We start from the raw sequence: 25,201 nt of genomic DNA on the forward strand, positions 1-25,201 counted from the left end.
GGCGAAATAATTTACAACACAATGTCATTTTATTTTCACTTTAAAAATAAAACCCATCTAAAACAGAATGTTATATAAAAATGCAAACAATTTGATAATTTAATCATTTTTCTATTATAAGATAAAAAAAAGCGATATCTGATGAGATATCGCCTAAATTTAGAGGGCTGTATTAACTCTTCAAATTAACTATCGGGATCCCTTTTCTTAAAAATCCCCCTAGCTTGCGTTGATAAAAAGGTGATACATGGTGGATCATAAAATGACTTACGCCTTTTTCATCTTTATTCACAAAGCAAAAATCTAGAGATTGTCCTTCTTCTAAATATTCAAAAGCCGATTCAGCCGCTTGTGGGAGTATCTGCGTAATCACATCTTCTTCACCCGTTATTTCTAAACCAATAAGATAAAATGACTCTTCATTATCTTGCTCCTGAGCATTAACAATAAAAGCACGGCGGATCGGTTTATGTTCACCAAAAAACTCGCCAAGTGCAGTTGTTAATTTTTCAGGTTGTGGCTCTAGAATACTTAATTTTAAAGAAGAACCTTCAACAGAAACAATTTCTTGTGTCTCAAATTGTTCAGATACACCCATTACAAACTCCAAATCAAATAACGTTTATTATTTTGCTTTTGCTAATAACAGATTTGCGATAGAACGTACACCGTAACCCGTAGCACCTGCAGCCCACTGTTCTACAGAAGATTTTCTGTACGTTGCTGAACAGTCGATATGTACCCAACCTTTTTTGTAGTCAGTGACAAAGTGGGATAAGAATGCAGCCGCAGTACTTGCACCCGCAGTATGGGAAGGTGCTGCGATATTATTTAAATCAGCGAAGCTAGAAGGTAATTGACTACGATGGAAATCCGCTAATGGTAGACGCCAGAACAATTCATTTTCTTGTTCAGCGCTAGTCAGTAGCTCTGCTGCTAATTTATCATCAAAACTCAATACAGAGTGGTAGTCATTACCTACTGCAACTTTAGCCGCACCGGTTAATGTTGCCGCATCGATAATCAGTTCTGGTGCAATATTACTTGCATCAATTAAACCATCAGCTAAAACTAAACGACCTTCAGCATCTGTATTCATGATTTCAACTGATTTACCATTACGATAGCGAATAATATCACCTAATTTAAAGGCATTGCCGCTGACCATATTATCTGCGATACAGAGCAGTAGTTTTACGCGTTTATTTAAACCGCGAGTAATTGCTAATGCTAAAGCACCTGCTAACGTTGCTGCCCCCCCCATATCGGCTTTCATTGAATTCATGGATGATGAAGGTTTGATGCTATAACCACCTGAGTCAAAAGTAATACCTTTGCCGACTAAACAAGCAAACACAGGGGCATTGCTATCTTTTGTTGGGTTGAAATCTAACGCTAAATAGACAGGATCACGAGAAGATCCACGTCCTACTGTATAAATACCAGCATAGTTTTGATCGCGCAGATCGGCACCTTTGGTGATTTTATAGCTAATATCTTCTTTATCAAGACCGCAGAAAAGATCAACTGTACGTTGTGCCAGTTGCTCTGGCCCTAATTCTTCAGCTGGCGTATTGATGGTATCTCTAACCCAATCAACGATGCGAATACGTGATTCTAATTCGTGTTTATCTGCATCCTTTAATTGTGGCCATTCGATTGAACGAGCGCCTTTAGGTGCTCTAAAACCTAACCAGAAAGCCCAACTACGTTCTAAATCCCAGCCGTCGCCAACAAGTGCAACATTACGAATGCCTTGACCATCAACTTTACGTCCACCACGCTGAATAGCGCCTAAACGGTTTTCTTCCGTTAAGTGGATTGTCATGCCGGTGTCGCTAGTGCTAATTAGTGCTTTTTCACCCCAACATGCGGCAGCAGGTTCATTTGACAGCATGATAGGCATAATTTGTTTATTCATTTATTGTCTCACTTATTATTACTGGTGGCAGTTAACCTATTCAGACTACCAGATATTTACCGTTTAGCGTGATCAATTTACTGCAAAAACCCAGAGGTCACCATTATCATCCAGTGATCTTCCGTATTTACATGATATTCCTCGAAGAAGATCGCACAATGAAGTCTCCAGATTTCCCTATTTATGGTTATTTTTAGCTCACTGATAAAGTAAAATATGAAAGGTCATAATGCAAAAAGACCAGCAATAAGCCAGTCTTTTAAATTTATGGTGTTATCAATTATTCAAATTCATCAAGCCAAACAAGTAAAATAGCCTCAAGAATTTTTTCATTTGATTTCTGTGGATCATCATCAAAATCGTCTAAATCACAAATCCACTGATGCATATCAGTAAAGCGTACCGTTTTAGGATCAGTGTCAGGGTAAAGATCAAATAATGCTTCCCCTATTTCACGTGTATCACTCCATTTCATACTCGGCTCCTAAAATTAATGCTCTCTTGCGTGATTAATCGAATATTTAGGGATCTCAACAACTAAATCTTCGTCAGTCACTTTTGCTTGGCAACTTAAGCGACTTTCTGGCTCTAAACCCCATGCTTTATCTAACATATCGTCTTCAAGCTCAGAGCTCTCTTCTAGTGAATCAAAACCTTCACGCACTACGCAGTGACAAGTTGTACATGCACAAGACATTTCGCAAGCATGTTCAATCTCGATACCGTTGCGTAATGCAACATCTAGAATAGACTCACCTTCTGTTGCGTCAACAACAGCACCTTCAGGGCACAGTGTGCTATGGGGTAAAAATACAATTTTAGGCATAGTTATATCTCATCCACAGAATGACCTGCCAACGCTTGTCGAATAGATGAATCCATACGACGCGCTGCAAAATCCTGAGTTTGCTTATCCAGTAGTTTAATCGCGTTTTCAATAGCAACAGGATCTGTTCCTTCAACGCTCTCTATTAAGGTATCTACAACTTTGTCGATAGCCATTTTCTCATCTTCATTTAACAGATGAGCATCTTCTTCTAATGCTGCAGTTAAACTTTCTAACACGCGAGCTGCTTCGACTTTTTGCTCGGCTAGACGACGAGCTTGTAAATCTTCTTGGGCATTTTCCATCGAAGATTGGATCATCTTAGCGATTTCAGTATCACTAAGACCATACGAAGGTTTGACCTGTACAGAAGCTTCAACACCCGTTGACTTTTCCATCGCACTCACACTGAGTAATCCATCAGCATCCACTTGGAATGTGACACGAATATGTGCTCCCCCCGCAGCCATTGGTGGAATTCCACGCAGTGTAAAACGAGCAAGAGAACGACAATCGCTCACCATTTCACGTTCACCTTGAACAACGTGAACACTCATTGCCGTTTGACCATCTTTGAATGTCGTAAACTCTTGTGCTCTGGCTACAGGAATTGTGGTATTACGAGGGATCACTTTTTCAACTAATCCCCCCATTGTTTCAAGACCAAGAGAAAGGGGAATAACATCTAGCAATAGCATTTCGCTATCCGGTTTATTACCCACCAAAATGTCAGCCTGGATTGAAGCACCAATGGCAACCACTTTATCTGGATCAATAGAGGTTAAAGGTTCACGTTTAAAATAATCACCCACCATTTGACGAACTAAGGGGACGCGTGTTGAACCGCCAACCATAACCACTTCTAGTACTTCATCTATGTCAACATCCGCATCTTTTAATGCACGACGAACAGATAATAGTGTACGCTTCACTAATGATTGAATTAATGATTCAAACTCAGCACGCGTGATCTCACCTTTCCATCCATTAATGTTGATATCCGCAACATCGCTATCACTCAATGCAATTTTGGTTTCTGATGCAATATCCAGTAATTGACGTTGTAATACAGCATCTTTTTGATGTCCAAAACCAGCTCGTTCTCTTATCCAGTCTGCCAGCATCATATCGAAATCATCGCCACCTAACGCAGTATCACCGCCAGTCGCTAAAACTTCAAAAACGCCTTTAGTTAAACGAAGCACAGAGATATCAAAAGTACCACCACCTAAATCATAAACAACGATGGTGCCTTCTTTTCCTGAATCCAGACCATAAGCAATAGCTGCCGCTGTCGGTTCGTTTAATAAACGTAAAACATGTAAACCAGCACGACGAGCCGCTTCTTTTGTGCCTTGACGTTGAGCATCATCAAAATAAGCCGGAACAGTAACAACAACACCATCAAGTTCTCCACCTAATGATTGAGTTGCACGTTCAGCTAATGTTTTTAAGATGTCAGAAGAGACTTGAATAGGATCAACAATCCCAGCGGCTGTTTTGATCAGCGGTAAGCCATTATCATTTTCATGAAAATGATAAGGAAGGTTTGGATAACGGCTTGTCACATCACTCAGTGAGCGACCCACCATTCTTTTAATTGAACTTATCGTGTTAGCAGGATCTTTTTCTGCTTCTTTTTTAGCATTCCAACCAACGTTGATATTATCAACTTGATACTGCACGACAGATGGCAATAAATAGCGACCTTCGCTGTCAGAAAGCGCTTCGGCTTGCCCACTACGCACAGTGGCAACTAATGAGTGTGTCGTACCTAAATCAATTCCCGCTGCAAGCCGGCGCTGGTGCGGTGCAGGCGTTTGACCTGGTTCACTAATTTGTAATAATGACATAACTATTTCCCTTAAAAACCATCAAACAAGCGTTCTTCAAGTTGCTCTACTTGCTCTTTTAATTTTGCAAGAAAACGCAATTTTCTCACATTATCTGCAGCAATATCCCAAGTTTGATTATCTAGCGTTTTGACCATTTCATCATGACGTACTGTGTACATTTTTTCTAAGCGCACAGAAAAATCAGCTAACAAACTTTCGGCTTCGGTACTGTGTTCGATGTTATCCAGCTCTTCACGTAGTGTGAGTTGCTCCATTAAAAAAGCAGTATCGTGCATCGTTTGTTGCTCATTAGCAATATCGATACCGTGCAATGAGAGCATGTATTCAGCTCTTGAGAGTGGATTTTTTAAGGTCTGATAAGCCTGATTGATGGTTGAAGCAAGCGAGATTGCTTGAGCCTGTTCTTTTTCAGACTGACCTGCAAAACGATCTGGGTGATATTGACGCTGCATATCTTGATAACGTGTAGTAAGTTGCTGTTTATCAATATCAAAACGATTAGGCATGCCTAATAGTGTGAAATAGTCCATACATCTACTCTTGGATTAATTAACGTTAATACTGTGTTTTAACACAAATTACACAGTGAAGCTTTCACCACAACCACATTCATTCGATACATTTGGGTTGTTAAATTTAAAGCCTTCGTTTAATCCTTCTTTGACGAAATCAAGCTCTGTTCCATCTAAATAGACCATGCTTTTACCATCAACGATAACTTTCACACCTTTGTCTTCAAAAACAGTATCTTCGTCATTGATGACATCAGCAAACTCAAGAACATAAGCCATTCCAGAACAACCGGATGTTCTCACGCCTAAACGTAAACCTTCACCTTTTCCACGGTTAGATAGGAAAGAGCGAACACGATTAGCAGCGGATTCTGTAAGGGAAATTGACATGGCACACCTCACTCATAAAGAACGAAAGCGGATACTGAAAAAAAGTTTCAGCATCCGCCAATATTTTATTTTTTTATTATAAAAGACAATTACTTGCCTTGGCGTTTGCTTTTATAGTCTGCAATCGCTGCTTTTATTGCATCTTCTGCAAGAATTGAACAGTGAATTTTCACTGGCGGTAATTCTAATTCTTCTGCAATTGCTGTGTTCTTAATAGATTCGGCTTCATCTAATGTTTTGCCTTTCATCCATTCTGTTACCAGTGAACTTGATGCAATTGCTGAACCACAACCATAAGTTTTAAAACGCGCATCTTCAATTACGCCATTATCGTCAACTTTGATTTGCAGTTTCATGACGTCACCACAAGCAGGTGCGCCAACCATACCACTCCCTACTGTAGGGTCATTATTATCAAATGATCCCACATTACGAGGGTTTTCATAATGATCAATTACTTTATCGCTATAAGCCATGATTTAACTCCTGAAAACGTCTGATTAATGGTGAGACCATTCGATACTGTTGATATCAACACCTTGTTTATGCATATCCCAAAGTGGAGACAGATCACGTAAGCGACCAATCGCACTGTGGATTTGTTCAATTGCATAATCTATTTCTTCTTCTGTGGTGAAACGCCCCAGAGAGAAACGAATAGAACTGTGTGCAAGTTCATCAGTTAACCCTAAAGCACGCAGTACATAAGAAGGTTCTAAGCTTGCTGAAGTACAGGCAGAGCCAGAGGATACAGCAAGATCTTTCAGAGCCATCATTAATGATTCACCTTCAACATAGTTGAAGCTCACATTAAGAATGTTTGGCGCAGTGTGTTCTAAAGAACCGTTGATATAAACTTCTTCAATATCTTTAATGCCATTCCATAAACGTAAACGTAATTCGTTTAAACGTTTAGTTTCATCAGCCATTTCTTCTTTCAAAATACGGTAAGCTTCACCCATACCTACAATTTGGTGAACAGCTAATGTACCTGAACGCATACCACGCTCATGTCCGCCACCATGCATTTGTGCTTCTAAGCGAATACGTGGTTTACGACGAACATAAAGTGCACCGATACCCATAGGACCGTAAACTTTATGCGCAGAAAGAGAAAGCAAATCAACTTTTAACTTAGAAAGGTCAATCGGTAATTTACCAACGCTTTGTGTGGCGTCTACATGGTAAATAATACCTTTGCTACGGCATAATTCACCGATAGCAGCAATATCTTGAACAACACCAATTTCGTTATTTACATGCATGATAGAAACTAAAATAGTGTCTTCACGCATCGCTTCTTCAAGCTCTTTCAGGTCAATCAGACCATCATTTTTTGGTGCTAAATAAGTGACTTCAAAACCCTCACGCTCAAGTTGACGACAAGTGTCTAAAATGGCTTTATGTTCAGTTTTTGAAGTGATGATGTGCTTACCTTTTTTCTGGTAAAAGTTAGCAACACCTTTTAGTGCGAGGTTATCAGCTTCAGTTGCGCCTGATGTGAATACAATTTCACGAGGATCTGCACCGATTAAATCAGCAATCTGATTACGTGCAATATCAATAGCTTCTTCTGCTTGCCAACCAAAACGGTGTGAACGAGAGGCTGGGTTACCAAAAATGCCATCAATAGTCAGGCATTGCATCATTTTTTCAGCAACTCGTGGATCAACAGGAGTGGTTGCTGAATAATCTAGATAAATGGGTAATTTCATTGCTCACTAACTCCAAAGACGACGGATCTTCTTTAATAATTTTGTTTTTGCCTACTTAGAGATCGCCGTTAAACTCGCATATTAACAATGGTTTCTTGTAAACGACCATTGATAGCATGGCGTTTCTCATTGTCTTGACGATCGGCGACATCCATAACCTCTTCGTTATTTACTAACTCTTCAAGGCTGATACTGCTTAGGAAACTGGTGATACGATCACTTAAATCACGCCACAAAGTATGAGTCAGGCAACGATCGCCACCTTGACAACCCTCTTTGTTACCCTGACAACGGGTAGCATCGACAGATTCATCAACCGCAGAAATAACTTGAGCAACAAAAATTTGCCCTGCATCACGGCCTAATAAATAGCCGCCGCCAGGACCACGAACACTTGCGACTAATTCATTTTTACGCAAACGTGAGAAAAGTTGCTCAAGATAAGAAAGGGAAATCCCTTGACGCTCTGAAATATCAGCGAGGGGGACAGGGCCTTGCTGCGAATGCAATGCAACATCAAGCATTGCAGTAACTGCGTAACGCCCTTTTGATGTCAGTCTCATAACAAATACTCCGTGGTGAACAATAATCAAATTGTGTCATTCCCGAGTAATTTAGTCAACTATTTATCCTAGTGTTTTAGTCAAGTATTATACTCAGCAAAAAGTTGACTTAAGTTAATCAACTTTGCCCTCTATTTCTTAGCCCATCTCTCAACTGATGTCAGGATACCACGTAAGATATGAAGCTCTTGTGTTTCTGGTCGCGCACGCGTAAATAGACGGCGTAAACGGTTCATCACTTGTCCCGGATGTTTAGGACGAATAAAGCCAGATTCATTAAGCACCTGTTCTAAATGAACGTAAAAACGTTCTATATCATCTGCAGATGGATAATCAATCTCTGATGGGCTATTTTCCTCTTGTTTTTCTTCTTGGGCAAGTGCTGCCATACGAATTTCATAACTAACAAGCTGAACCGCCATCGCTAAATTTAAAGAACCATATTCAGGATTAGTCGGAACATACAGATGAAAATCACATTTTTGTAATTCTTCATTAGTTAAACCTGTGCGCTCACGACCAAAAATAATAGCAACAGGCTTATTTTTAGCTTCCATAACACAACGTTCACCACATTCACGAGGTGCAAGCATTGGCCAGGAAAGTGTGCGGCTACGAGCACTTGTTCCTATGACTAAACCACAGCCTTCAATCGCTTCATCGATACTATTAACAATATGTGCATTGCCAATAACATCGCTTGCACCTGCTGATAGGGCAATAGAATGTGAATCTGGTTTTTCTTTTGGATTAACAAAATAAAGATTAGTTAATCCCATGGTTTTCATAGCTCGAGCTGTAGAGCCCATATTGCCTGTATGCGAGGTTTCTACAAGGATGATGCGAATATTTTCTAACATTGATTTCTTGTTAATTGCTTTGTGATCCATCTATTTTATCACAATTGTAGCCAGAAACACGAATGCCTGTTATACTCTGGCACGTTTTTTATCCCCGTTCTTTAACATCTTGTGGAAGATAACCATGCATCCGATGCTGAATATTGCCATACGTGCCGCACGTAAGGCTGGTAATTTAATCGCCAAAAATTACGAAAATCCTGAATCTGTAGAAACCAATCAGAAAGGTACCAATGATTTTGTCACTAACGTTGACCGTGACGCAGAACAAGCAATCATTGAAATCATCCGTAAATCTTATCCAAAACACACCATTATTACGGAAGAAAGTGGCGAGTTACTCGGTGAAGATCACGACATACAATGGGTTATTGATCCACTTGATGGCACCACTAACTTCATTAAACGTCTTCCACACTTCTCTGTTTCTATTGCTGTTCGCATTAAAGGCCGTACAGAAGTCGCTGTTGTTTACGATCCTATGCGTAACGAATTATTCTCAGCCGTTCGTGGTCAAGGTGCACAATTAAATGGTTATCGTCTGCGAGGCTCTAACGCTCGCGATTTAGACGGTGCTGTTCTTGCTACCGGTTTTCCATTCAAAAGCAAACAACATTCAGCCGCTTATATGAACATGTTAGGCAAACTGTTTGTACCTTGTGCTGATTTTCGTCGTACAGGTTCAGCAGCTTTAGATTTAGCTTATGTTGCAGCAGGTCGTGTTGATGGCTTCTTTGAGATTGGCTTAAAACCTTGGGATTTCTTAGGTGGCGAATTAATCGCTCGTGAAGCAGGTGCTATCGTTTCTGACTTTACTGGTAATCATGGCTACCTACAAACAGGTAACATTGTTGCGGGTAACCCTCGTGTTGTCAGAGCATTATTAGCTGAAATTCGTAGCGAACTCACAGATGCGTTAAAACGTTAATTTCGCTGATACGAATAAAAATATACAAGAAAAAAGAGCTGCAATATCAAAAGGTATTGCAGCTCTTAATTTTTATCACATAAAGTAATTAAGTATTTTGAGGCTGTACTTTAGGTCTGATAAACATCGCAGGGATCGTTAACGCTGCCATTAACCAGAAGATCAACGATTCTTGATTAGGCAGTTTTTCATACAACCAACCCGATATAATGGTCATGATCGCAATGCTTCCCCCCATCGCTAAAGCTGAATACACCGCTTGCAGACGAATAATTTCGTGCTCTTGGCGTGCACTAATAAAACGCATAGCGGCTAAATGACACACTGTAAACGTACCACTGTGCAAAATTTGAACAACAATAAGCGCGGGTAATGCGGTAAAACTTCCCATTAATCCCCAACGTAAAAGCCCAGAAAAAGCAGACAGTAAGAGTAAATTTCTTGCACTCCAACGGCGGAATAATCGGTGGCTAAGCATAAAAACCACCACCTCTGAAACCACACCTAATGACCAAAGATAGCCGATTGTTGCGGTATCATACCCTGCTTTTTCCCAATAAAGCGCACTAAAACCGTAATAAGCCGCATGTGCCCCTTGCAATAAAGAAACACATAGCAGAAAACGCCAAACAGGCCCATCTGAAATGAGTTTCATAAAGGACACATTACTGTGCTCTGCTTTTTTCACTTTACCCTGTGGCATAACTTTAGGGCGGAGCATAGATGTCAGGAAGAGTGCAAGAGTACTGGCAATTAATCCATAAAGAATAATGGGATGCCCAAATGCATCAATTAAAATACCGAGTAATGATGAGCTAATAATAAAAGCGATTGAGCCCCAAACGCGGATTTTTCCATAGTCAAAAGGAAACTGTTTTTGCCACGTTCCTGCTAGAGAATCCCCTAAAGGCACCATAGGTGAAAAGAAAACGTTAAATCCAGTCATCACAAAGAATAACCATGCCCAATGGTTACCCATCATAAATGCAACGGTAAAAAGTAATGAGAGAAAAGCAAATAATCTCAATGCAGTAATAAGCTTCGACGGGTCCTTTACCGCTGGCGTTAAAATTAGGCTACCAACAAAACGTGCGGTTAAACCTACACCTAATAACAGACCTATCATTGCAGGATCGACACCCTCTCCTTTTAGCCATATGGACCAAAAAGGTAAAAAGATGCCGTATGAAAAGAAATAGGTAAAATAATCTAAGGCAAGCCACAATGTTGATGGAATAACCATCCAATCCCCCATTTTTAAGATGCAAAAAAACCCGCCAAGAACAAGTTCTCGAAGCGGGCTTGTACAACGGGTTTTATTATATCGTTACAAACTTATGCGTAAACTGGAAATTTAGCGCAAATATCCAAGACTTTTTGTTTCACTTTCTCAATGTTCTCTTCATCATTGATATTATCAAGGACATCACACATCCAACCGGCTAATACACGAGCTTCCGCTTCTTTAAAACCACGACGTGTAATCGCTGGAGAACCGATACGAACACCAGAAGTTACAAATGGGCTACGTGGATCATTTGGTACGCTGTTTTTGTTAACAGTGATATTTGCACGACCCAATGCAGCATCTGCATCTTTACCTGTAATATCTTTATCAACTAAATCTAATAAAAACAGGTGGTTTTCAGTTCCGCCAGACACTACTTTATAACCGCGTTCTAAGAAAACTTCTACCATTGCTTTCGCGTTTTTAGCAACTTGTTGCTGATAAACTTTAAATTCTGGTTCCATAGCTTCTTTTAATGCAACCGCTTTACCTGCAATAACATGCATTAAAGGGCCACCTTGAGAGCCTGGGAATACCGCAGAGTTTAGTTTTTTATAAAACTCTTCATCGCCACCTTTAGCAAGGATCAGACCACCACGTGGACCGGCTAAGGTTTTGTGGGTTGTTGTTGTAACAACATGCGCATGAGGAACTGGGTTAGGATAAACACCTGCTGCAATCATACCTGCTACGTGTGCCATATCAACAAATAAGAATGCACCAATGCTATCTGCAATTTCGCGCATTTTAGCCCAATCAACCAGACCAGAATAAGCAGAGAACCCGCCGATGATCATTTTTGGTTGATGTTTTTTAGCTTGAATAGCGATATCGTCGTAATCAATTTTACCTGACTCATCAATACCATAAGGTACGATATTATACAGTTTACCAGAGAAGTTAACTGGTGAACCATGAGTCAAGTGACCGCCTTGCGCTAGGTTCATACCTAAAACAGTATCACCTGGTTTTAATAATGCCATGTAGACAGCGGCATTCGCTTGAGAGCCTGAGTGAGGCTGTACGTTAGCGTAATCTGCACCAAATAATGCTTTTGCACGATCGATAGCCAGTTGCTCTACAATATCCACATACTCACAACCACCGTAGTAACGTTTACCCGGATAGCCTTCAGCATATTTATTTGTCAGTTGAGATCCCTGCGCCTGCATAACACGAGGGCTGGTATAGTTTTCAGAAGCAATAAGTTCGATGTGCTCTTCTTGACGAGTCACTTCACCTTCCATTGCATTCCATAATTCTGGATCGTAATCAGCAATATTCATTTCACGTTTTAACATTCACATCTCCTGACTCAGCTAACTTCACTAAAGACAAACTCCCATGCGGGAGAAAGAATGTCATACAGTGTAAACTCTTTTTCTTCGTTGAGATAGCCCTTAATGAAAAAATACGCAATCGTTTGCCATCCAATTATAACAGCACATTATTACTTTTTAACAACCTCATTTTATCCTGTGCTTATTCCTCTTTTTGAGGCTCATCTCGCCTTATTTTGCAAACCCCCCGCATCATTCTCTAAGAATTGAGATTTTTTGTTAAAAAATAAAAACAGAGATTTACAAAATAATCAAAAAGAGATAAGTTGCATATAAAATGCAATTTATAAAAATTCACAATAAACTGAAAATTTTTCAGGAGCAATTATGTTAGATGCACAAACTATCGCGACAATTAAATCAACCATTCCCCTTATTGCTAAAACAGGTCCCGCATTAACCGCGCATTTTTATGATCGAATGTTTTCTCGCCATCCCGAGTTAAAAGATATTTTCACCATGAGTCATCAAAGCAGTGGTGCACAACGTGAAGCCTTATTTAATGCGATATGCGCTTATGCAACGAACATTGAAAACTTAACCACTATTTTGCCTGCCGTTGAAAAAATTGCCCAAAAACATGCCAGTTTAAATATTCTTCCTGAACACTATCCCATCGTCGGTGAAAATTTATTAGCAACAATTGATGAGATGTTTAGCCCTGGGCAAGAAGTACTCGACGCTTGGGGGGCGGCTTATCAGGTATTGGCTGATGTCTTTATCAATCGCGAAGAGCAAATTTATCAACAAAAAGAACAAGCAAACGGAGGTTGGAGAGGATTACGAAACTTTAAAGTTAAACATAAAGTAAAACAAAGTGATGTCATTACTAGTTTTGAACTAGAGCCTGAAGATGGACTTGCAGTGACTCCCTATCAAGCTGGGCAATATTTAAGCCTTTATGTCCGTAATGAACATCTTGAAAACCAAGAAATACGTCAATATTCATTAACTCAATCTTCAAATAATAAAACCTACCGCATCGCAGTAAAACGAGAAAATAAAGGTGTGTTATCAAATTTTCTTCATGATCATGTTCAAGAAGGAGATATTTTACAAGTCGCCGCACCAGGGGGCGATTTCTATTTAGCTGTATCACCAACAACACCAGTAACCTTAATTTCAGCCGGTGTGGGTTTAACGCCAATGCTGTCTATGTTACACACGCTTTCAGCTCATCAAGCTAATATTAATTGGTTACATGCCGCTGAACATGGTGGTGTTCATGCTTTTAAAGATGAAGTTAATCAGGTCGGCAATCAACTTTCACACTACCAACAAGCGATATGGTATCGCACACCACGAGCTGAAGATGTGCAAAATACAGACTACCAATTCGAAGGTTTAATGACATTAAAACACGTTAAAGATTGGTTAGTTATTCCTGATATGCATTTCTATTTTTGTGGTCCATTACCTTTTATGCAATCTGTTGCCAAGCAACTTATTGAACTAGGCATTCATAGTGAAAAACTTCATTATGAATGTTTTGGTCCTCATGCTGTTATTACTCAAGATTTGCAGTAGAAATAACGTCATTAACGTTCAATTTTAAATTGAATAAAAAAAGCGCTGATAGCATTATATTTATCAGCGCTTTGATTTATTGGTTATTTCACTGCTTTTTTATTGTCGATATTTATTTTCAATCGCAGCAGGAATAACATGATCTTTAGCAGAAAAACTGTACCAAATAACACTAATTAAACAGAGTGTATAACCAAATAACTCACTGCCCTCTTCCACCATGTTTTTAACAGCGCGGTTATAATCATCACCTAATAATTTATGCCAAAGTATTCCCATACCAAATAATCGAGAAAACAGTAAAACGCATAATAGACCTGCAACTAACATTCCATGGCTTGGATGAGTAATAAAGTGAATTAAACCTTTTAACGTTCTCTTGCCTTCTCTAATTGCAATAGCAATACAAATAAACGTTACCGTTAGTGCAAACCAAACCCAAGATCCGTGTGCTATCTGATCAAAGACACCATCTAACTCACGAATTAAAATACACAAGAAAAAGCCCATAATAAGCGTAAATGCGCCCCGTTGTTCACGCCCTTGACACGCTTTAACAAAAAAGAATAAGCAAATAATGGCAACGATAATTTCTTGACCTAATTCAGTTATCGATGTTTCAGAAATACCGTTATCAAGAACCAAAATATCAAGGAAAATAAATCCCGTAGTGATAGCGATTAATACTGCTGCACATAGAAATAAAGCGAGACGCTTTAATAAATAATTAAACACTATTTTGCCCATACCTTAATGATTTTTTAATATTGATGATAATAACTTTCCTTAAAAGTTATTGAATAACATTTTGTGCCTTAAAGTTCATAAAAAATAGTAAAATAAATTGCTCTATATCATCAATAGACTTGTATAAGATATAAATAGCATTATAGGCAAAACATTAAAAAATGAATTATGCACAAAAAAAAGAAAAAGCCTGATATTTTGATTAAAAATATCAGGCTTTAAAAATGAGAATAATATATTTATTTAACTTAAATTAATAAATAACTAAATAGCCTCTTCATCTTGTTCGCCAGTACGAATACGAATAACACGACTCACATCAAAGACAAAAATCTTACCATCACCAATTTTACCTGTTTGTGCCGTTGCCATAATTGTATCGACACAGGTTTCAACAATTTCATCAGAGACAACAATTTCAATCTTCACTTTAGGCAAAAAATCGACCATGTATTCAGCACCACGGTAAAGCTCAGTATGCCCTTTTTGGCGACCAAAGCCTTTCACTTCTGTAACTGTCATTCCCGTGATACCCACTTCGCCGAGTGCTTCTCTGACATCATCTAATTTAAACGGCTTAATTATCGCTTCAATTTTTTTCATCGTATTATCCTGCTATTACCAGTTGTGGCGACCAAAACCGCTTGTAATTGGGTATCTGCGATCTTTACCAAAATTACGACTTGTAATACGTGGCCCAACAGGGGCTTGACGTCGCTTGTATTCATTAATATCGACTAATTTTATCACTTTACGGACTGTCGCTTCATCAAATCCAGCTGCCACTAAATCAGAGACAGATTTATCTTGCTCAACATAACCTTCAAGGATCGCATCCAAAATGTCATAAGGAGGTAAATTATCTTGGTCTGTTTGTCCCGGTGCAAGTTCTGCTGATGGTGGTCTATCAATAACACGCTGAGGAATAGCTGGTGAAAGTGTATTACGATATTTAGAAAGCTCGAAAACTAATGTTTTAGGTACATCTTTTAGCACATCAAAACCACCCGCCATATCACCATATAATGTGGAATATCCCACTGCTGATTCACTTTTATTGCTTGTGGTTAACACTAAACGACGACGCTTATTCGACATTGCCATCAAAATGACAGCGCGACAACGTGCTTGTAGATTTTCTTCTGTGGTATCTACGGCAGTATCTTTAAACATAGGTGCAAGTTGAGCCATAAAAGCATCAAACATGGGTTCAATGGAAACTGTATCAAACTCAACACCTAATAAATCGGCTTGTTCTTTCGCGTCATGAATACTCATTTCTGAAGTATAACGAAATGGCATCATAACAGCCTGAACGCTCTTTTTGCCTAAAGCATCCGCTGCAATAGCAACCGTTAATCCAGAGTCAATCCCCCCCGATAACCCTAAGATTGCCCCTTTAAAGCCGTTTTTAATGACATAATCACGCGTTGCAAGCACTAACGCTTGATAAACTTGCGCTAAAGGTGAAAGTTCTGGAGCAGGATCTGCCATCGGAATAATATTCAATTCATCGAATTCAACGATGGTGGTTTGTTCTTCAAATGCGGCTAAACGATGCGTAATAGCACCACGTTCATCAAATACTTTTGAGCAACCATCAAAGACCAACTCATCTTGACCACCAATTTGATTAAGATAAATCACGGGAAGGTGTGTTCTTTGGCAGTGTTCTTTAATTAACTGTGTACGAACATGAGGTTTTTCACGGTTATAAGGTGACGCATTAATTGATAGAACGAGATCAGCACCCGCTTGTTTTAATGCATCGATAGGTTCATTGATCCAGATATCTTCACAAATTAACAAACCTAGGTGATAACCTTTAAATGGCACAACACAGCGCTCATTTCCTTGTTGGAAATAACGCTTCTCGTCAAACACACCATAATTAGGTAATTGCTGTTTGAAATAACGCGCTTGTAATTCACCTTTATAGAAAAATGAAAGTGCGTTGTAAATTTTGCCGTTTTGCCACCAAGGATGTCCAACAACAATCGCCGTTTTTTTACTTGCTTGTTCTAAACGCGTAAGTTGTGTTTCACAACGCTGTTGGAAATCAGGACGAAATAGCAGATCTTCAGGAGAGTAACCGCATAAAGCCAACTCAGAGAACATGACCAAATCGGCATCTTCTTGTGCTTTAACGGTAGATAACATGCGTTCGCAGTTACCTTCAATATCGCCAACAACCCAATTAAGTTGGGCCATGGCGAGTTTTAGTTTACGACTCATAAAAATTAGTCTCTCCGCTATCTTCCGCATAAAAGGAAAGTTAGTTTAAAAATATATTCGTTATCTGAAAAGGTTATTCTTTAAAATCATTCGCATCTAGCTCATGACGAGATAACAATTTATAAAACTCAGTTCGATTGCGCCCAGCCATACGTGCGGCTTGGGTCACATTGCCCTTCGTCATCTGCAAAAGCTTTCTCAAATAGGTCATTTCAAAATGTCCTCTCGCTTCTGCAAATGTGGGTAGTGCTGTATTTTCACCTTGTAATGCCTGTGTTACAAGCGCTTCACTAATTACAGGTGCTGTTGTTAACGCAACACATTGCTCAATAACGTTAACCAATTGACGCACATTGCCCGGCCAACTTGCTGTCATTAAGCATTTCATTGCATCAGTTGAAAAGCTCCGAACAAAAGGTTTATGACGTTTTGCAGACTCTCTCAATAAGTGATTGGCAAGAATAGGAATATCTTCAGCTCTCTCACTTAATGTCGGAATACGTAAGTTAACCACATTTAAACGATAGAACAGATCTTCACGAAATTCATTACGCTCCATCGCTTTAGGTAAATCACGATGTGTTGCAGAAAGAATACGTACATCAATATCAATATCGCGATTACTGCCTAATGGACGAACTTTTCGCTCTTGTAAAACACGTAATAACTTAACTTGCAATGCCATTGGCATATCGCCAATTTCATCTAAAAATAAGGTGCCACCTTCTGCTGCCTGAAATAGACCTTCTCGACTACTTACCGCTCCTGTAAACGCGCCTTTCGCATGACCAAATAATTCAGACTCTAAAAGTTGCTCAGGTAAAGCACCACAGTTAATGGCAATAAAAGGTTTTTTCGCTCTAGGGCTTGCGCGATGAATCGCTTGAGCAAGGACTTCTTTACCCGTACCACTTTGACCATTGATAAGTACACTGACATCTGATTGGGCGACTAGTTTTGCTTGCTCTAATAAACGTAGCATTTGTGGGCTACGTGTCACGATATCTTTTGACCATTCTTCATCTGAAACAATAGTCACAAGCTCGAGAGCTTCATCAATCGCTTTATACAGTGCATCTCTATCCACTGGCTTGGTTAAAAAGCTAAATACGCCTTGCTGCGTTGCTGCCACTGCATCAGGAATAGAACCATGAGCGGTAAGAATGATAACAGGCATACCGGGTTGCTGACGTTGTATCTCAGCAAACAGTGCCATACCATCCATTTCATCCATTCGGAGATCACTAATAACAAGATCTATTTTTTCTTTTAAGAGAAGTTTTAGTGCTTCTTGTCCACTTTCAGCGGTGAAGATATGAAAACCCTCACTTGTTAATCGCATACCAAGTAACTTTAATAAGCCAGGATCGTCATCGACAAGTAAAAGATTTGCTGATTTATGACCAGCCATGCACATTCTCCTTATTTAGAACCTGCTTCAGTTGGTTTTGAGCTTTGTGTGTCAGTATCAGTTTTGACAGATTCTGCTTTGACCGCCTCAGGTTTCGTAGATTCGGTTTTCGTCGTACCTGGTTTTGAAGGCTCGGGTTTAACCACTGTTGCAGAAGGTTGTTTTTCCTCGCCCTTTGGCTTCTCTGTTATCGATTGCGTCGAAACGGGTTTTTCGGTCGGTTTTTCAACCACTGGTTTTTCGGCATCTACTTTTTCTGTTTCCGTAGATATCGCAGGTGTGCTCTCGGCTAAATCTTCATTTTGCGATAGCGAGTCTACAGAGTTACTCTGTTTTCTATTCGATAACTGACGTTCAATTTGGGTAAGGCTTTCAAGCTTTTTCAGGGTAACATTCAGTTCATGCTGTAATGCATTATTCTCTTTTCTTAACGCGTCAATTCTATTATCTGTATCTGTCGTTAAACGACGATAACGATTCTTTTCTTCTGCTAAAGAGAGAATAAGCGTTTGGTTTTCAATCCATGTCGATAATAGAACACGCATAGAACTTGGGAATTGTAATTTATAGCTTTCTAATAACACTAATTGTGTTCGACGATCAGCTATCGTCATTCCAGCACGCTCTAATAGAATACTTTTATAAAATGCATCATCCCAACCAGTGACGACAACACGGCTTGCTTCACGTTGTGCTTCTGTCGTCATTATGCGGTTTGTACATTCAATAGCACGTAACCAATAAAGCGCGTTATTGATGCCTTCATCATAAAATGAGCTTAATGTTTTACATTCAGCCCAACGATAATCAATCGTTTTTTGTTTAACAACGGGGGTTTCTTGCTCAGGCTCTTGTGTCTCAGTGAGCGACTTTGGTGTACACCCTGAAAGAACCAGTGGAAGCATAATAAACAAGAAACACTGTTTCCAATTTGATGCGATTTTTCTAGTTGATGCAGGGGCCATAGATAACAATTTAATACCAAGCATCTTCTTATTTATTTTTTTATACTCATGATGAGGAGATGCTTGTTTTTGTGACCTGATTTGCATTATTTAATCTCAGAAAGTAGCGGTAATTCAATACGAAAACAGACATCGGCATAGTCAGAAGGAACAACGCTTAATTCACCTTCCATTCTTTTGATGCAGTCATGAGCAATACTTAGCCCTAAACCGCTTCCTTTTACCGCTCCTTTACGTAGCAAAGATCCTTGGAAAAAGGGTTCAAAAATCATTTTTTGTTCAGATTCAGGAATAGGCGTTCCTTTATTGGCTATATCAATAACTATTTTCTGTTCAACTTGATAACTAGAGATCCAGATATTACCTGATTCAGCACCATAGTGCACCGCATTCGAATAGAGATTGTCGATAACTCGTGATAATAGCGTTGCTTCTGCTCGACATGTGGTTAGATTAAGTGAAATTATCGTTTTAATATCTTTTGCTCTCGCGGGTAAACTGTGAGCTAAGACCACATCATTGACTAAATCAGTCAAGTTAATTTCTTCAATTTGTTGAGGAACTTCTGAAAGTTTACGATTATAATCAAGCAGTTGTTCAATTAATAACTGCAACTGTTTGCTACTATTATCAAGAATTGAAACGACTTCTTTTTGATCGAGTGTTAAAGGACCTGCAACTTCATCCGCTAATAATTCAGTACCTTCTCGCATACTGGCTAATGGTGTTTTTAACTCATGAGAGATATGGCGCAAAAATTCATGCCGTTGTGATTCAAGCCATGCTAAACGCTCACTTAACCAAATAATCCGTTGTGCTAATGAACGTAATTCTCGTGGTCCTTGAAAAGTATCTAAATTATTACTGAGTGTGCGACCTTCACCTAATCGATTGATCATCTTTTCAATCCCTTTAACCGGACCAATAATCATTCGAGTAAACAGTGCAATGAGGATCAAGCTGAACACAAAAACGATAAGACTTTGCCAACCGAAATAGCGTCCCTTTTCAGCGATTGCCATTTGAAGTTGTTCACCACGGCTAAAAATAATCTCTTTGGTTAATACAACAATACGGTTATTGGCATAAGAGAACTGCTCTAAAGCTTGTTGCATCTCTTTTGTGGGTTCACTACTTTCACATTGAATCGATTTTAGTTTTTCAAGTGAAGTATTCAGTACATCGGCTTCTTTAGAAGCAGAAAGAGGAATAATGGTTTGCTGTAATGTTGAGAAGAGCTTGGTGTATTGCTGATAGCGTTGCTGATACATATCATCATCGGTTTTATCTCTTAAAACACAATATCGACGATAGTTCCCTTCCATTTCAATCGCTAGATTTCGCATTACTTCACTGCGTTCAGTATCTGCAAGTGCATTTTTATTAGTAATAGCAGCCTGATTACTTAATTGATCAAGACTTTGATAAGCCTGATAAGCAAGCACAAGTAGAGGTAATAACACCATCCAAAATGCCATTATCACGAGCTGTCTTAACGAACGAGGAAAAATACGCCACTTTTTCAATGAAATCATCTCAACACCTATTAGAGTAATGCGATGCTACATGACTTGATAACAAGAAAAAAGTCCGACATTAGGAAAATCTGGTAAGAGAACAAACACAATCGAGGAAATGCGACCGGCTCTAGAAGAGGGAGAGCGGAATATCTTATTGAGATATTCCGCTCGTCAATATTTCATCTCTTTTTTCTCTAAAAGAGAATGAAGGTGGTGCCTCACTCCACGTGTCGCCCTGTGTTTGATAAGGTCCGAAGACGAGTATCATGATGTTGGACGGTAGGCACCTTACTCTGGCATCATTCCTGGCTTATGTGGTATGTTCCCACCCATATTGTGGACCGACATAAAAAGTTGAATGAGCAACTGATTTATATAATGCACAAGGCGTGCCAACTTTTAAAGAAAACAGTTAACCAACTGAAAATAAACAAAAAATAAAAACACTTCTCTAATATTTTATTTATAACTCTTTTTTATCTAGTTATAAAATAATCAAGCTGTCTCCATATCCAGACAGAGTTACCCTAAATTTAATAATTACTTATATTTCAATAAATTAAATGTCGCCAAAAGGAGACGCTAAAAATGGTGAGTGTCGCCTTTTTTACACAATAAGAAATAATTCCTTTATTATCAATAAAATAAAGCCCCTAACAAGGTAGAGGCTTTATGTGTTTATGACTAAGACAATATGATAGCTAATTAATCAAATTGTTTTCTTGCATTGCGGAATAAACGCATCCAAGGGCTGTCTTCACCCCAGTTATCTGGATGCCAAGAATTACTGACTGTTCTAAACACGCGTTCTGGGTGAGGCATCATAATGGTTGATCGACCATCTTTTGTCGTGACAGCAGTAATGCCTTTAACCGAGCCATTAGGATTTAATGGATATTGTTCTGTTGGATTACCGTAGTGATCCACAAAACGTAATCCCACTAAATTTTGAGCTTCTAGTTGTGCTAATTGCTCAGCATGACGGAATTCAGCAAAACCTTCACCATGAGATACTGCAATAGGCATTTGTGAACCCACCATACCTTGCAGTAATAACGATGGGCTTTCTGTCACTTTCACTAAACTAAAGCGCGCTTCAAAGCGTTCAGAACGATTGCGAACAAAACGAGGCCACAAATCTGCACCCGGAATAAGTTCTGATAATGTTGACATCATTTGGCAACCATTACAGACTCCAAGGGACAAGGTATCTTGGCGCTCAAAGAATTGAGCAAACTCATCACGTAAACGAGAATTAAATAAAATAGACTTCGCCCAACCTTCACCCGCACCTAATACGTCACCGTAAGAGAATCCGCCACAAGCCACCAGCACATCAAAATCACTGAGTGAACGTCGTGATGAATGTAAGTCACTCATATGAACGTCGATAGCATCAAAACCCGCTCTATCAAAAGCGGCCGCCATTTCAACATGAGAGTTAACACCTTGCTCTCTTAATACCGCAATACGAGGACGGCTTCCAGTTGCAATATAAGGTGCAGCAATATCTTCATTTGGATCAAAAGTTAACGTCACATTTAACCCAGGATCGTTGAGATCTTGTTTTGCTTGATGCTCTTCATCCGCACACTCTGGGTTATCACGTAAGCGTTGCATTTGCCATGTTGTTTCTGCCCACCAAAGACGCAATGTACTGCGTTTTTCATTGTAAACTTCAGTTTCACGACTTTGGATAATAATGGCGTCATTTTCTGTTGCTTGACCTAAATAGTGTAAACAATCCGATAAACCATATTCAGCAAATAATGCTTCGACAACCTCTTGATGTTCAGCACGAATTTGGATCACACCACCGAGCTCTTCATTAAAGAGTCCGGCTAAAATATCTTCATCATAAGCACTAATATCAACGTGTAAGCCACAATGACCCGTAAATGCCATTTCTGCAAGAGTGACAAATAATCCACCATCAGAGCGATCGTGATAGGCCAGCAATTTGCCATCATTGACCAATTGTTGCATCACATTGAAGAACTGTTTTAACTGCTCAACATCACGAAGATCTGCCGCTTTTTGACCCAGTTGACGATAAACTTGTGCTAGTGCCGTCGCGCCTAATGCGTTATGACCATTTCCCAAATCAATTAAATACAAGCGGTTTCCTGCTTGTGTTGATAATTCAGGTGTCACTGTTTTACGCACATCTTCAACACGAGAGAATGCCGTAATCACTAAAGATAATGGAGAAGTAACCTCTTTGGTTTTCCCTTCTTTATCTTGCCAGCGCGTCTTCATTGACATCGAATCTTTACCCACAGGGATTGTAATTCCTAACTCTGGGCATAGCTCTTCACCAATGGCTTTCACTGCATCATATAAACCCGCATCTTCACCGGGATGTCCCGCTGCTGACATCCAGTTAGCCGAAAGCTTAATACGATTAAGCGCTTCTACATCACAACCCGCCATATTGGTTAGCGCTTCACCGACAGCCATACGTGCAGATGCAGCGAAATCTAACAGTGCAATAGGTGCGCGTTCACCAATAGACATCGCTTCGCCATAATAGCTATCTAATGTTGCGGTGGTAACTGCGCAATTGGCAACAGGAATTTGCCAAGGTCCAACCATTTGATCGCGAGCAACCATACCTGTTACTGAGCGGTCACCAATAGTAATTAAGAACGTTTTTTCAGCAACGGCGGGTAAATGAAGAACACGATAAACCGCATCTTTTAAATCGATGTCTTTACGAGAGAGATACTCACCTTCTGTTTTAAGTGATTTTACATCACGTAACATTTTAGGTGCTTTACCTAATAATATGTCTAATGGCATATCAATCGGCTTATTATCAAAGTGTGTATCATTGAGCACTAATTCACGCTCTTGTGTTGCTTCACCGATCACCGCATAAGGTGCTCTTTCTCGCTTACATAACGCATCAAAAAGAGGCATTTTTTCAGGTGATACCGCCAATACATAACGCTCTTGAGATTCATTACACCAGATCTCAAGTGGGCTCATACCCGGTTCATCATTAAGAACATCACGTAATTCAAAACGACCACCACGACCGCCATCATTAACTAATTCAGGCATCGCATTAGAAAGACCACCAGCCCCAACATCATGAATAAATAAAATTGGATTATCGTCACCTAATTGCCAACAACGGTCGATAACTTCTTGGCAACGACGTTCCATTTCAGGGTTATCACGCTGAACAGAGGCAAAATCTAAATCTGCATCTGATTGACCTGATGTCATAGAAGAAGCCGCACCGCCACCAAGGCCAATATTCATAGATGGTCCACCAAGTACAATCAACTTGGCACCTACTGTGATTTCACCTTTTTGTACGTGATCTTCACGAATATTACCGATACCTCCGGCTAACATAATTGGTTTATGGTAACCGCGAATTTCAACACCATTATGACTATTAACTTGTTCTTCATAGGTTCTGAAATAGCCGAGTAATGCTGGACGACCGAACTCATTATTAAATGCCGCACCACCTAGTGGACCTTCCGTCATGATGTCTAATGCATTAACAATACGCTCTGGTTTGCCAAAATCTTCTTCCCAAGGCTGTTCAAATCCGGGAATACGTAAGTTAGAAACCGAAAATCCAACTAGGCCAGCTTTAGGTTTTGCACCACGTCCAGTTGCACCTTCATCTCGGATCTCACCACCTGATCCCGTCGCTGCACCTGGCCAAGGTGAAATAGCCGTTGGGTGATTATGGGTTTCTACTTTCATCAAGATATGTACAGGTTCTTGATGATAGTGATAATGCCCTTTTTCTGCATCAGGATAAAAACGTCCCGCCACAGACCCCTCCATAACTGCCGCATTATCTTTATAAGCAGACATGACATAGTCAGGCGTTTGCTCAAACGTATTTTTAATCATTTTAAATAATGATTTATCTTGAGCTTTACCATCAATGATCCAATCAGCATTAAATATTTTGTGGCGGCAGTGTTCAGAGTTAGCTTGTGCAAACATATAAAGCTCAACATCTGTTGGATTACGCTGTAAACGGTTAAAAGCATCAACTAAGTAATCAACTTCATCGTCTGCCAACGCTAATCCCATTTCGATATTAGCTTTTACCAGAGCATCTTTACCTTTTGCCAGAACATCAATGGTTTTCAGTGGTGCTGGCGTTTGCTCGGCAAAAAGTGCATTTACATCTTGATAATTTAAGAAGATGGTTTCCATCATTCGATCATGAATAAAACCATAAAGTTGTTGCCACTGAGTGTCTGTCATCGTACCGCACTCAATAAAGTAGGCGATACCACGTTCAATTCGGATAACCTTGGCTAAACCACAGTTATGTGCAATATCTGTCGCTTTAGAAGACCAAGGTGAAATGGTTCCCGGGCGAGGCGTAACCACTCGCATTTCCCCAACAGGCTCGTGTTCTGTTAATGAAGGCCCATAATGCAGTAATTGACGTAATTTAATTTGGTCATCTTCAGATAACTGCCCTTCCACTTTCGCGAAATGGACAAATTCCGCGTATATACCTTGTACAGGAAGATCATTTTCCTGACATAGAGTGAGTAATTTATTAATACGAAACGCGGATAAAGCGGGGGAGCCACGCAGGATTTCCATA

The 25,201-nt window shown here is 39.6% G+C and carries 22 protein-coding genes; 2 read left to right on the top strand and 20 right to left on the bottom strand.

The annotated features are described in order from the left end of the window. Window positions 1–172 precede the first annotated feature (172 nt). The 11 genes from DK865_RS14440 to trmJ all read right to left on the bottom strand — a co-directional run bounded on the left by DK865_RS14440 (window position 173) and on the right by trmJ (window position 8,643). Entirely contained in the window at window positions 173–598 is a 426-nt protein-coding gene (locus tag DK865_RS14440) for an enhanced serine sensitivity protein SseB C-terminal domain-containing protein (RefSeq protein ID WP_023581627.1), read from the bottom strand. 27 nt (window positions 599–625) lie between these two features. Then, a complete protein-coding gene (gene pepB, locus DK865_RS14445; RefSeq protein WP_109392231.1) occupies window positions 626–1,921 on the bottom strand; it encodes an aminopeptidase PepB in 1,296 nt (431 codons plus the stop codon). A 280-nt stretch (window positions 1,922–2,201) separates the two neighbouring features. Then, window positions 2,202–2,396, bottom strand: a complete 195-nt coding sequence (gene iscX / locus DK865_RS14450) for a Fe-S cluster assembly protein IscX (RefSeq protein WP_023581625.1) — start codon at window positions 2,394–2,396, stop codon at window positions 2,202–2,204. A gap of 15 nt (window positions 2,397–2,411) precedes the next feature. Beyond that, the gene (gene fdx, locus DK865_RS14455) at window positions 2,412–2,747 is read right to left on the bottom strand and encodes an ISC system 2Fe-2S type ferredoxin (RefSeq protein WP_006533442.1); all 336 of its coding nucleotides are present in this window, start codon (window positions 2,745–2,747) and stop codon (window positions 2,412–2,414) included. A 2-nt stretch (window positions 2,748–2,749) separates the two neighbouring features. Next, on the bottom strand, window positions 2,750–4,600 hold the full coding sequence (hscA, locus tag DK865_RS14460) for a Fe-S protein assembly chaperone HscA (RefSeq protein ID WP_023581624.1): 1,851 nt from the start codon (window positions 4,598–4,600) through the stop codon (window positions 2,750–2,752). Between the two features lie 11 nt (window positions 4,601–4,611). Next, window positions 4,612–5,133 (bottom strand): co-chaperone HscB, encoded by a 522-nt coding sequence (gene hscB / locus DK865_RS14465; protein ID WP_023581623.1) that lies wholly within the window; start codon window positions 5,131–5,133, stop codon window positions 4,612–4,614. A gap of 48 nt (window positions 5,134–5,181) precedes the next feature. Then, window positions 5,182–5,505 carry an iron-sulfur cluster assembly protein IscA gene (iscA, locus tag DK865_RS14470; protein WP_006533446.1) on the bottom strand — a complete coding sequence of 108 codons (324 nt, stop codon included), beginning with the start codon at window positions 5,503–5,505 and terminating at the stop codon, window positions 5,182–5,184. Window positions 5,506–5,594: 89 nt separating this feature from the next. After that, window positions 5,595–5,981, bottom strand: a complete 387-nt coding sequence (gene iscU, locus DK865_RS14475) for a Fe-S cluster assembly scaffold IscU (RefSeq protein WP_023581622.1) — start codon at window positions 5,979–5,981, stop codon at window positions 5,595–5,597. Between the two features lie 24 nt (window positions 5,982–6,005). Beyond that, a complete protein-coding gene (locus DK865_RS14480) occupies window positions 6,006–7,220 on the bottom strand; it encodes an IscS subfamily cysteine desulfurase (RefSeq protein WP_023581621.1) in 1,215 nt (404 codons plus the stop codon). A gap of 68 nt (window positions 7,221–7,288) precedes the next feature. Continuing rightward, window positions 7,289–7,783, bottom strand: a complete 495-nt coding sequence (iscR, locus tag DK865_RS14485) for a Fe-S cluster assembly transcriptional regulator IscR (RefSeq protein ID WP_006533450.1) — start codon at window positions 7,781–7,783, stop codon at window positions 7,289–7,291. A gap of 131 nt (window positions 7,784–7,914) precedes the next feature. Beyond that, on the bottom strand, window positions 7,915–8,643 hold the full coding sequence (gene trmJ / locus DK865_RS14490) for a tRNA (cytosine(32)/uridine(32)-2'-O)-methyltransferase TrmJ (RefSeq protein ID WP_036912544.1): 729 nt from the start codon (window positions 8,641–8,643) through the stop codon (window positions 7,915–7,917). A 124-nt stretch (window positions 8,644–8,767) separates the two neighbouring features. Here trmJ and suhB point away from each other — a divergent pair, with 124 nt between their 5' ends. After that, a complete protein-coding gene (gene suhB, locus DK865_RS14495) occupies window positions 8,768–9,571 on the top strand; it encodes an inositol-1-monophosphatase (protein WP_023581619.1) in 804 nt (267 codons plus the stop codon). Between the two features lie 88 nt (window positions 9,572–9,659). Here suhB and DK865_RS14500 read toward each other — a convergent pair whose 3' ends face one another. Next, window positions 9,660–10,814 carry a 3-phenylpropionate MFS transporter gene (locus tag DK865_RS14500; protein WP_109392232.1) on the bottom strand — a complete coding sequence of 385 codons (1,155 nt, stop codon included), beginning with the start codon at window positions 10,812–10,814 and terminating at the stop codon, window positions 9,660–9,662. 92 nt (window positions 10,815–10,906) lie between these two features. Beyond that, entirely contained in the window at window positions 10,907–12,160 is a 1,254-nt protein-coding gene (gene glyA, locus DK865_RS14505; protein WP_023581617.1) for a serine hydroxymethyltransferase, read from the bottom strand. Window positions 12,161–12,526: 366 nt separating this feature from the next. Here glyA and hmpA point away from each other — a divergent pair, with 366 nt between their 5' ends. Next, window positions 12,527–13,726, top strand: a complete 1,200-nt coding sequence (gene hmpA / locus DK865_RS14510) for an NO-inducible flavohemoprotein (RefSeq protein WP_023581616.1) — start codon at window positions 12,527–12,529, stop codon at window positions 13,724–13,726. A gap of 99 nt (window positions 13,727–13,825) precedes the next feature. On the opposite strand, the gene DK865_RS14515 is transcribed toward hmpA, so the two are convergent. The 7 genes from DK865_RS14515 to purL all read right to left on the bottom strand — a co-directional run bounded on the left by DK865_RS14515 (window position 13,826) and on the right by purL (window position 25,200). Then, entirely contained in the window at window positions 13,826–14,473 is a 648-nt protein-coding gene (locus DK865_RS14515; RefSeq protein ID WP_109392233.1) for a hypothetical protein, read from the bottom strand. Between the two features lie 264 nt (window positions 14,474–14,737). Next, window positions 14,738–15,076, bottom strand: a complete 339-nt coding sequence (glnB, locus tag DK865_RS14520) for a nitrogen regulatory protein P-II (RefSeq protein ID WP_109392234.1) — start codon at window positions 15,074–15,076, stop codon at window positions 14,738–14,740. Window positions 15,077–15,091: 15 nt separating this feature from the next. After that, a complete protein-coding gene (locus DK865_RS14525; RefSeq protein ID WP_109392235.1) occupies window positions 15,092–16,708 on the bottom strand; it encodes an NAD+ synthase in 1,617 nt (538 codons plus the stop codon). A gap of 73 nt (window positions 16,709–16,781) precedes the next feature. Next, complete coding sequence (gene glrR / locus DK865_RS14530) at window positions 16,782–18,119, bottom strand: two-component system response regulator GlrR (RefSeq protein WP_023581612.1); 1,338 nt, start codon at window positions 18,117–18,119, stop codon at window positions 16,782–16,784. 11 nt (window positions 18,120–18,130) lie between these two features. After that, entirely contained in the window at window positions 18,131–19,171 is a 1,041-nt protein-coding gene (gene qseG, locus DK865_RS14535; protein ID WP_023581611.1) for a two-component system QseEF-associated lipoprotein QseG, read from the bottom strand. Further along, window positions 19,171–20,619: a sensor histidine kinase gene (locus tag DK865_RS14540; protein ID WP_036912534.1), complete on the bottom strand. Its 1,449-nt coding sequence runs from the start codon at window positions 20,617–20,619 to the stop codon at window positions 19,171–19,173. Before DK865_RS14540 ends, qseG begins: the two co-directional genes overlap by 1 nt. A gap of 690 nt (window positions 20,620–21,309) precedes the next feature. Further along, a complete protein-coding gene (purL, locus tag DK865_RS14545; RefSeq protein WP_109392236.1) occupies window positions 21,310–25,200 on the bottom strand; it encodes a phosphoribosylformylglycinamidine synthase in 3,891 nt (1,296 codons plus the stop codon). Window position 25,201 lies beyond the last annotated feature (1 nt).

Origin of the sequence: Proteus cibi, from assembly GCF_003144405.1 — a bacterium.
Taxonomy (GTDB): Bacteria; Pseudomonadota; Gammaproteobacteria; order Enterobacterales; family Enterobacteriaceae; genus Proteus; species Proteus cibi.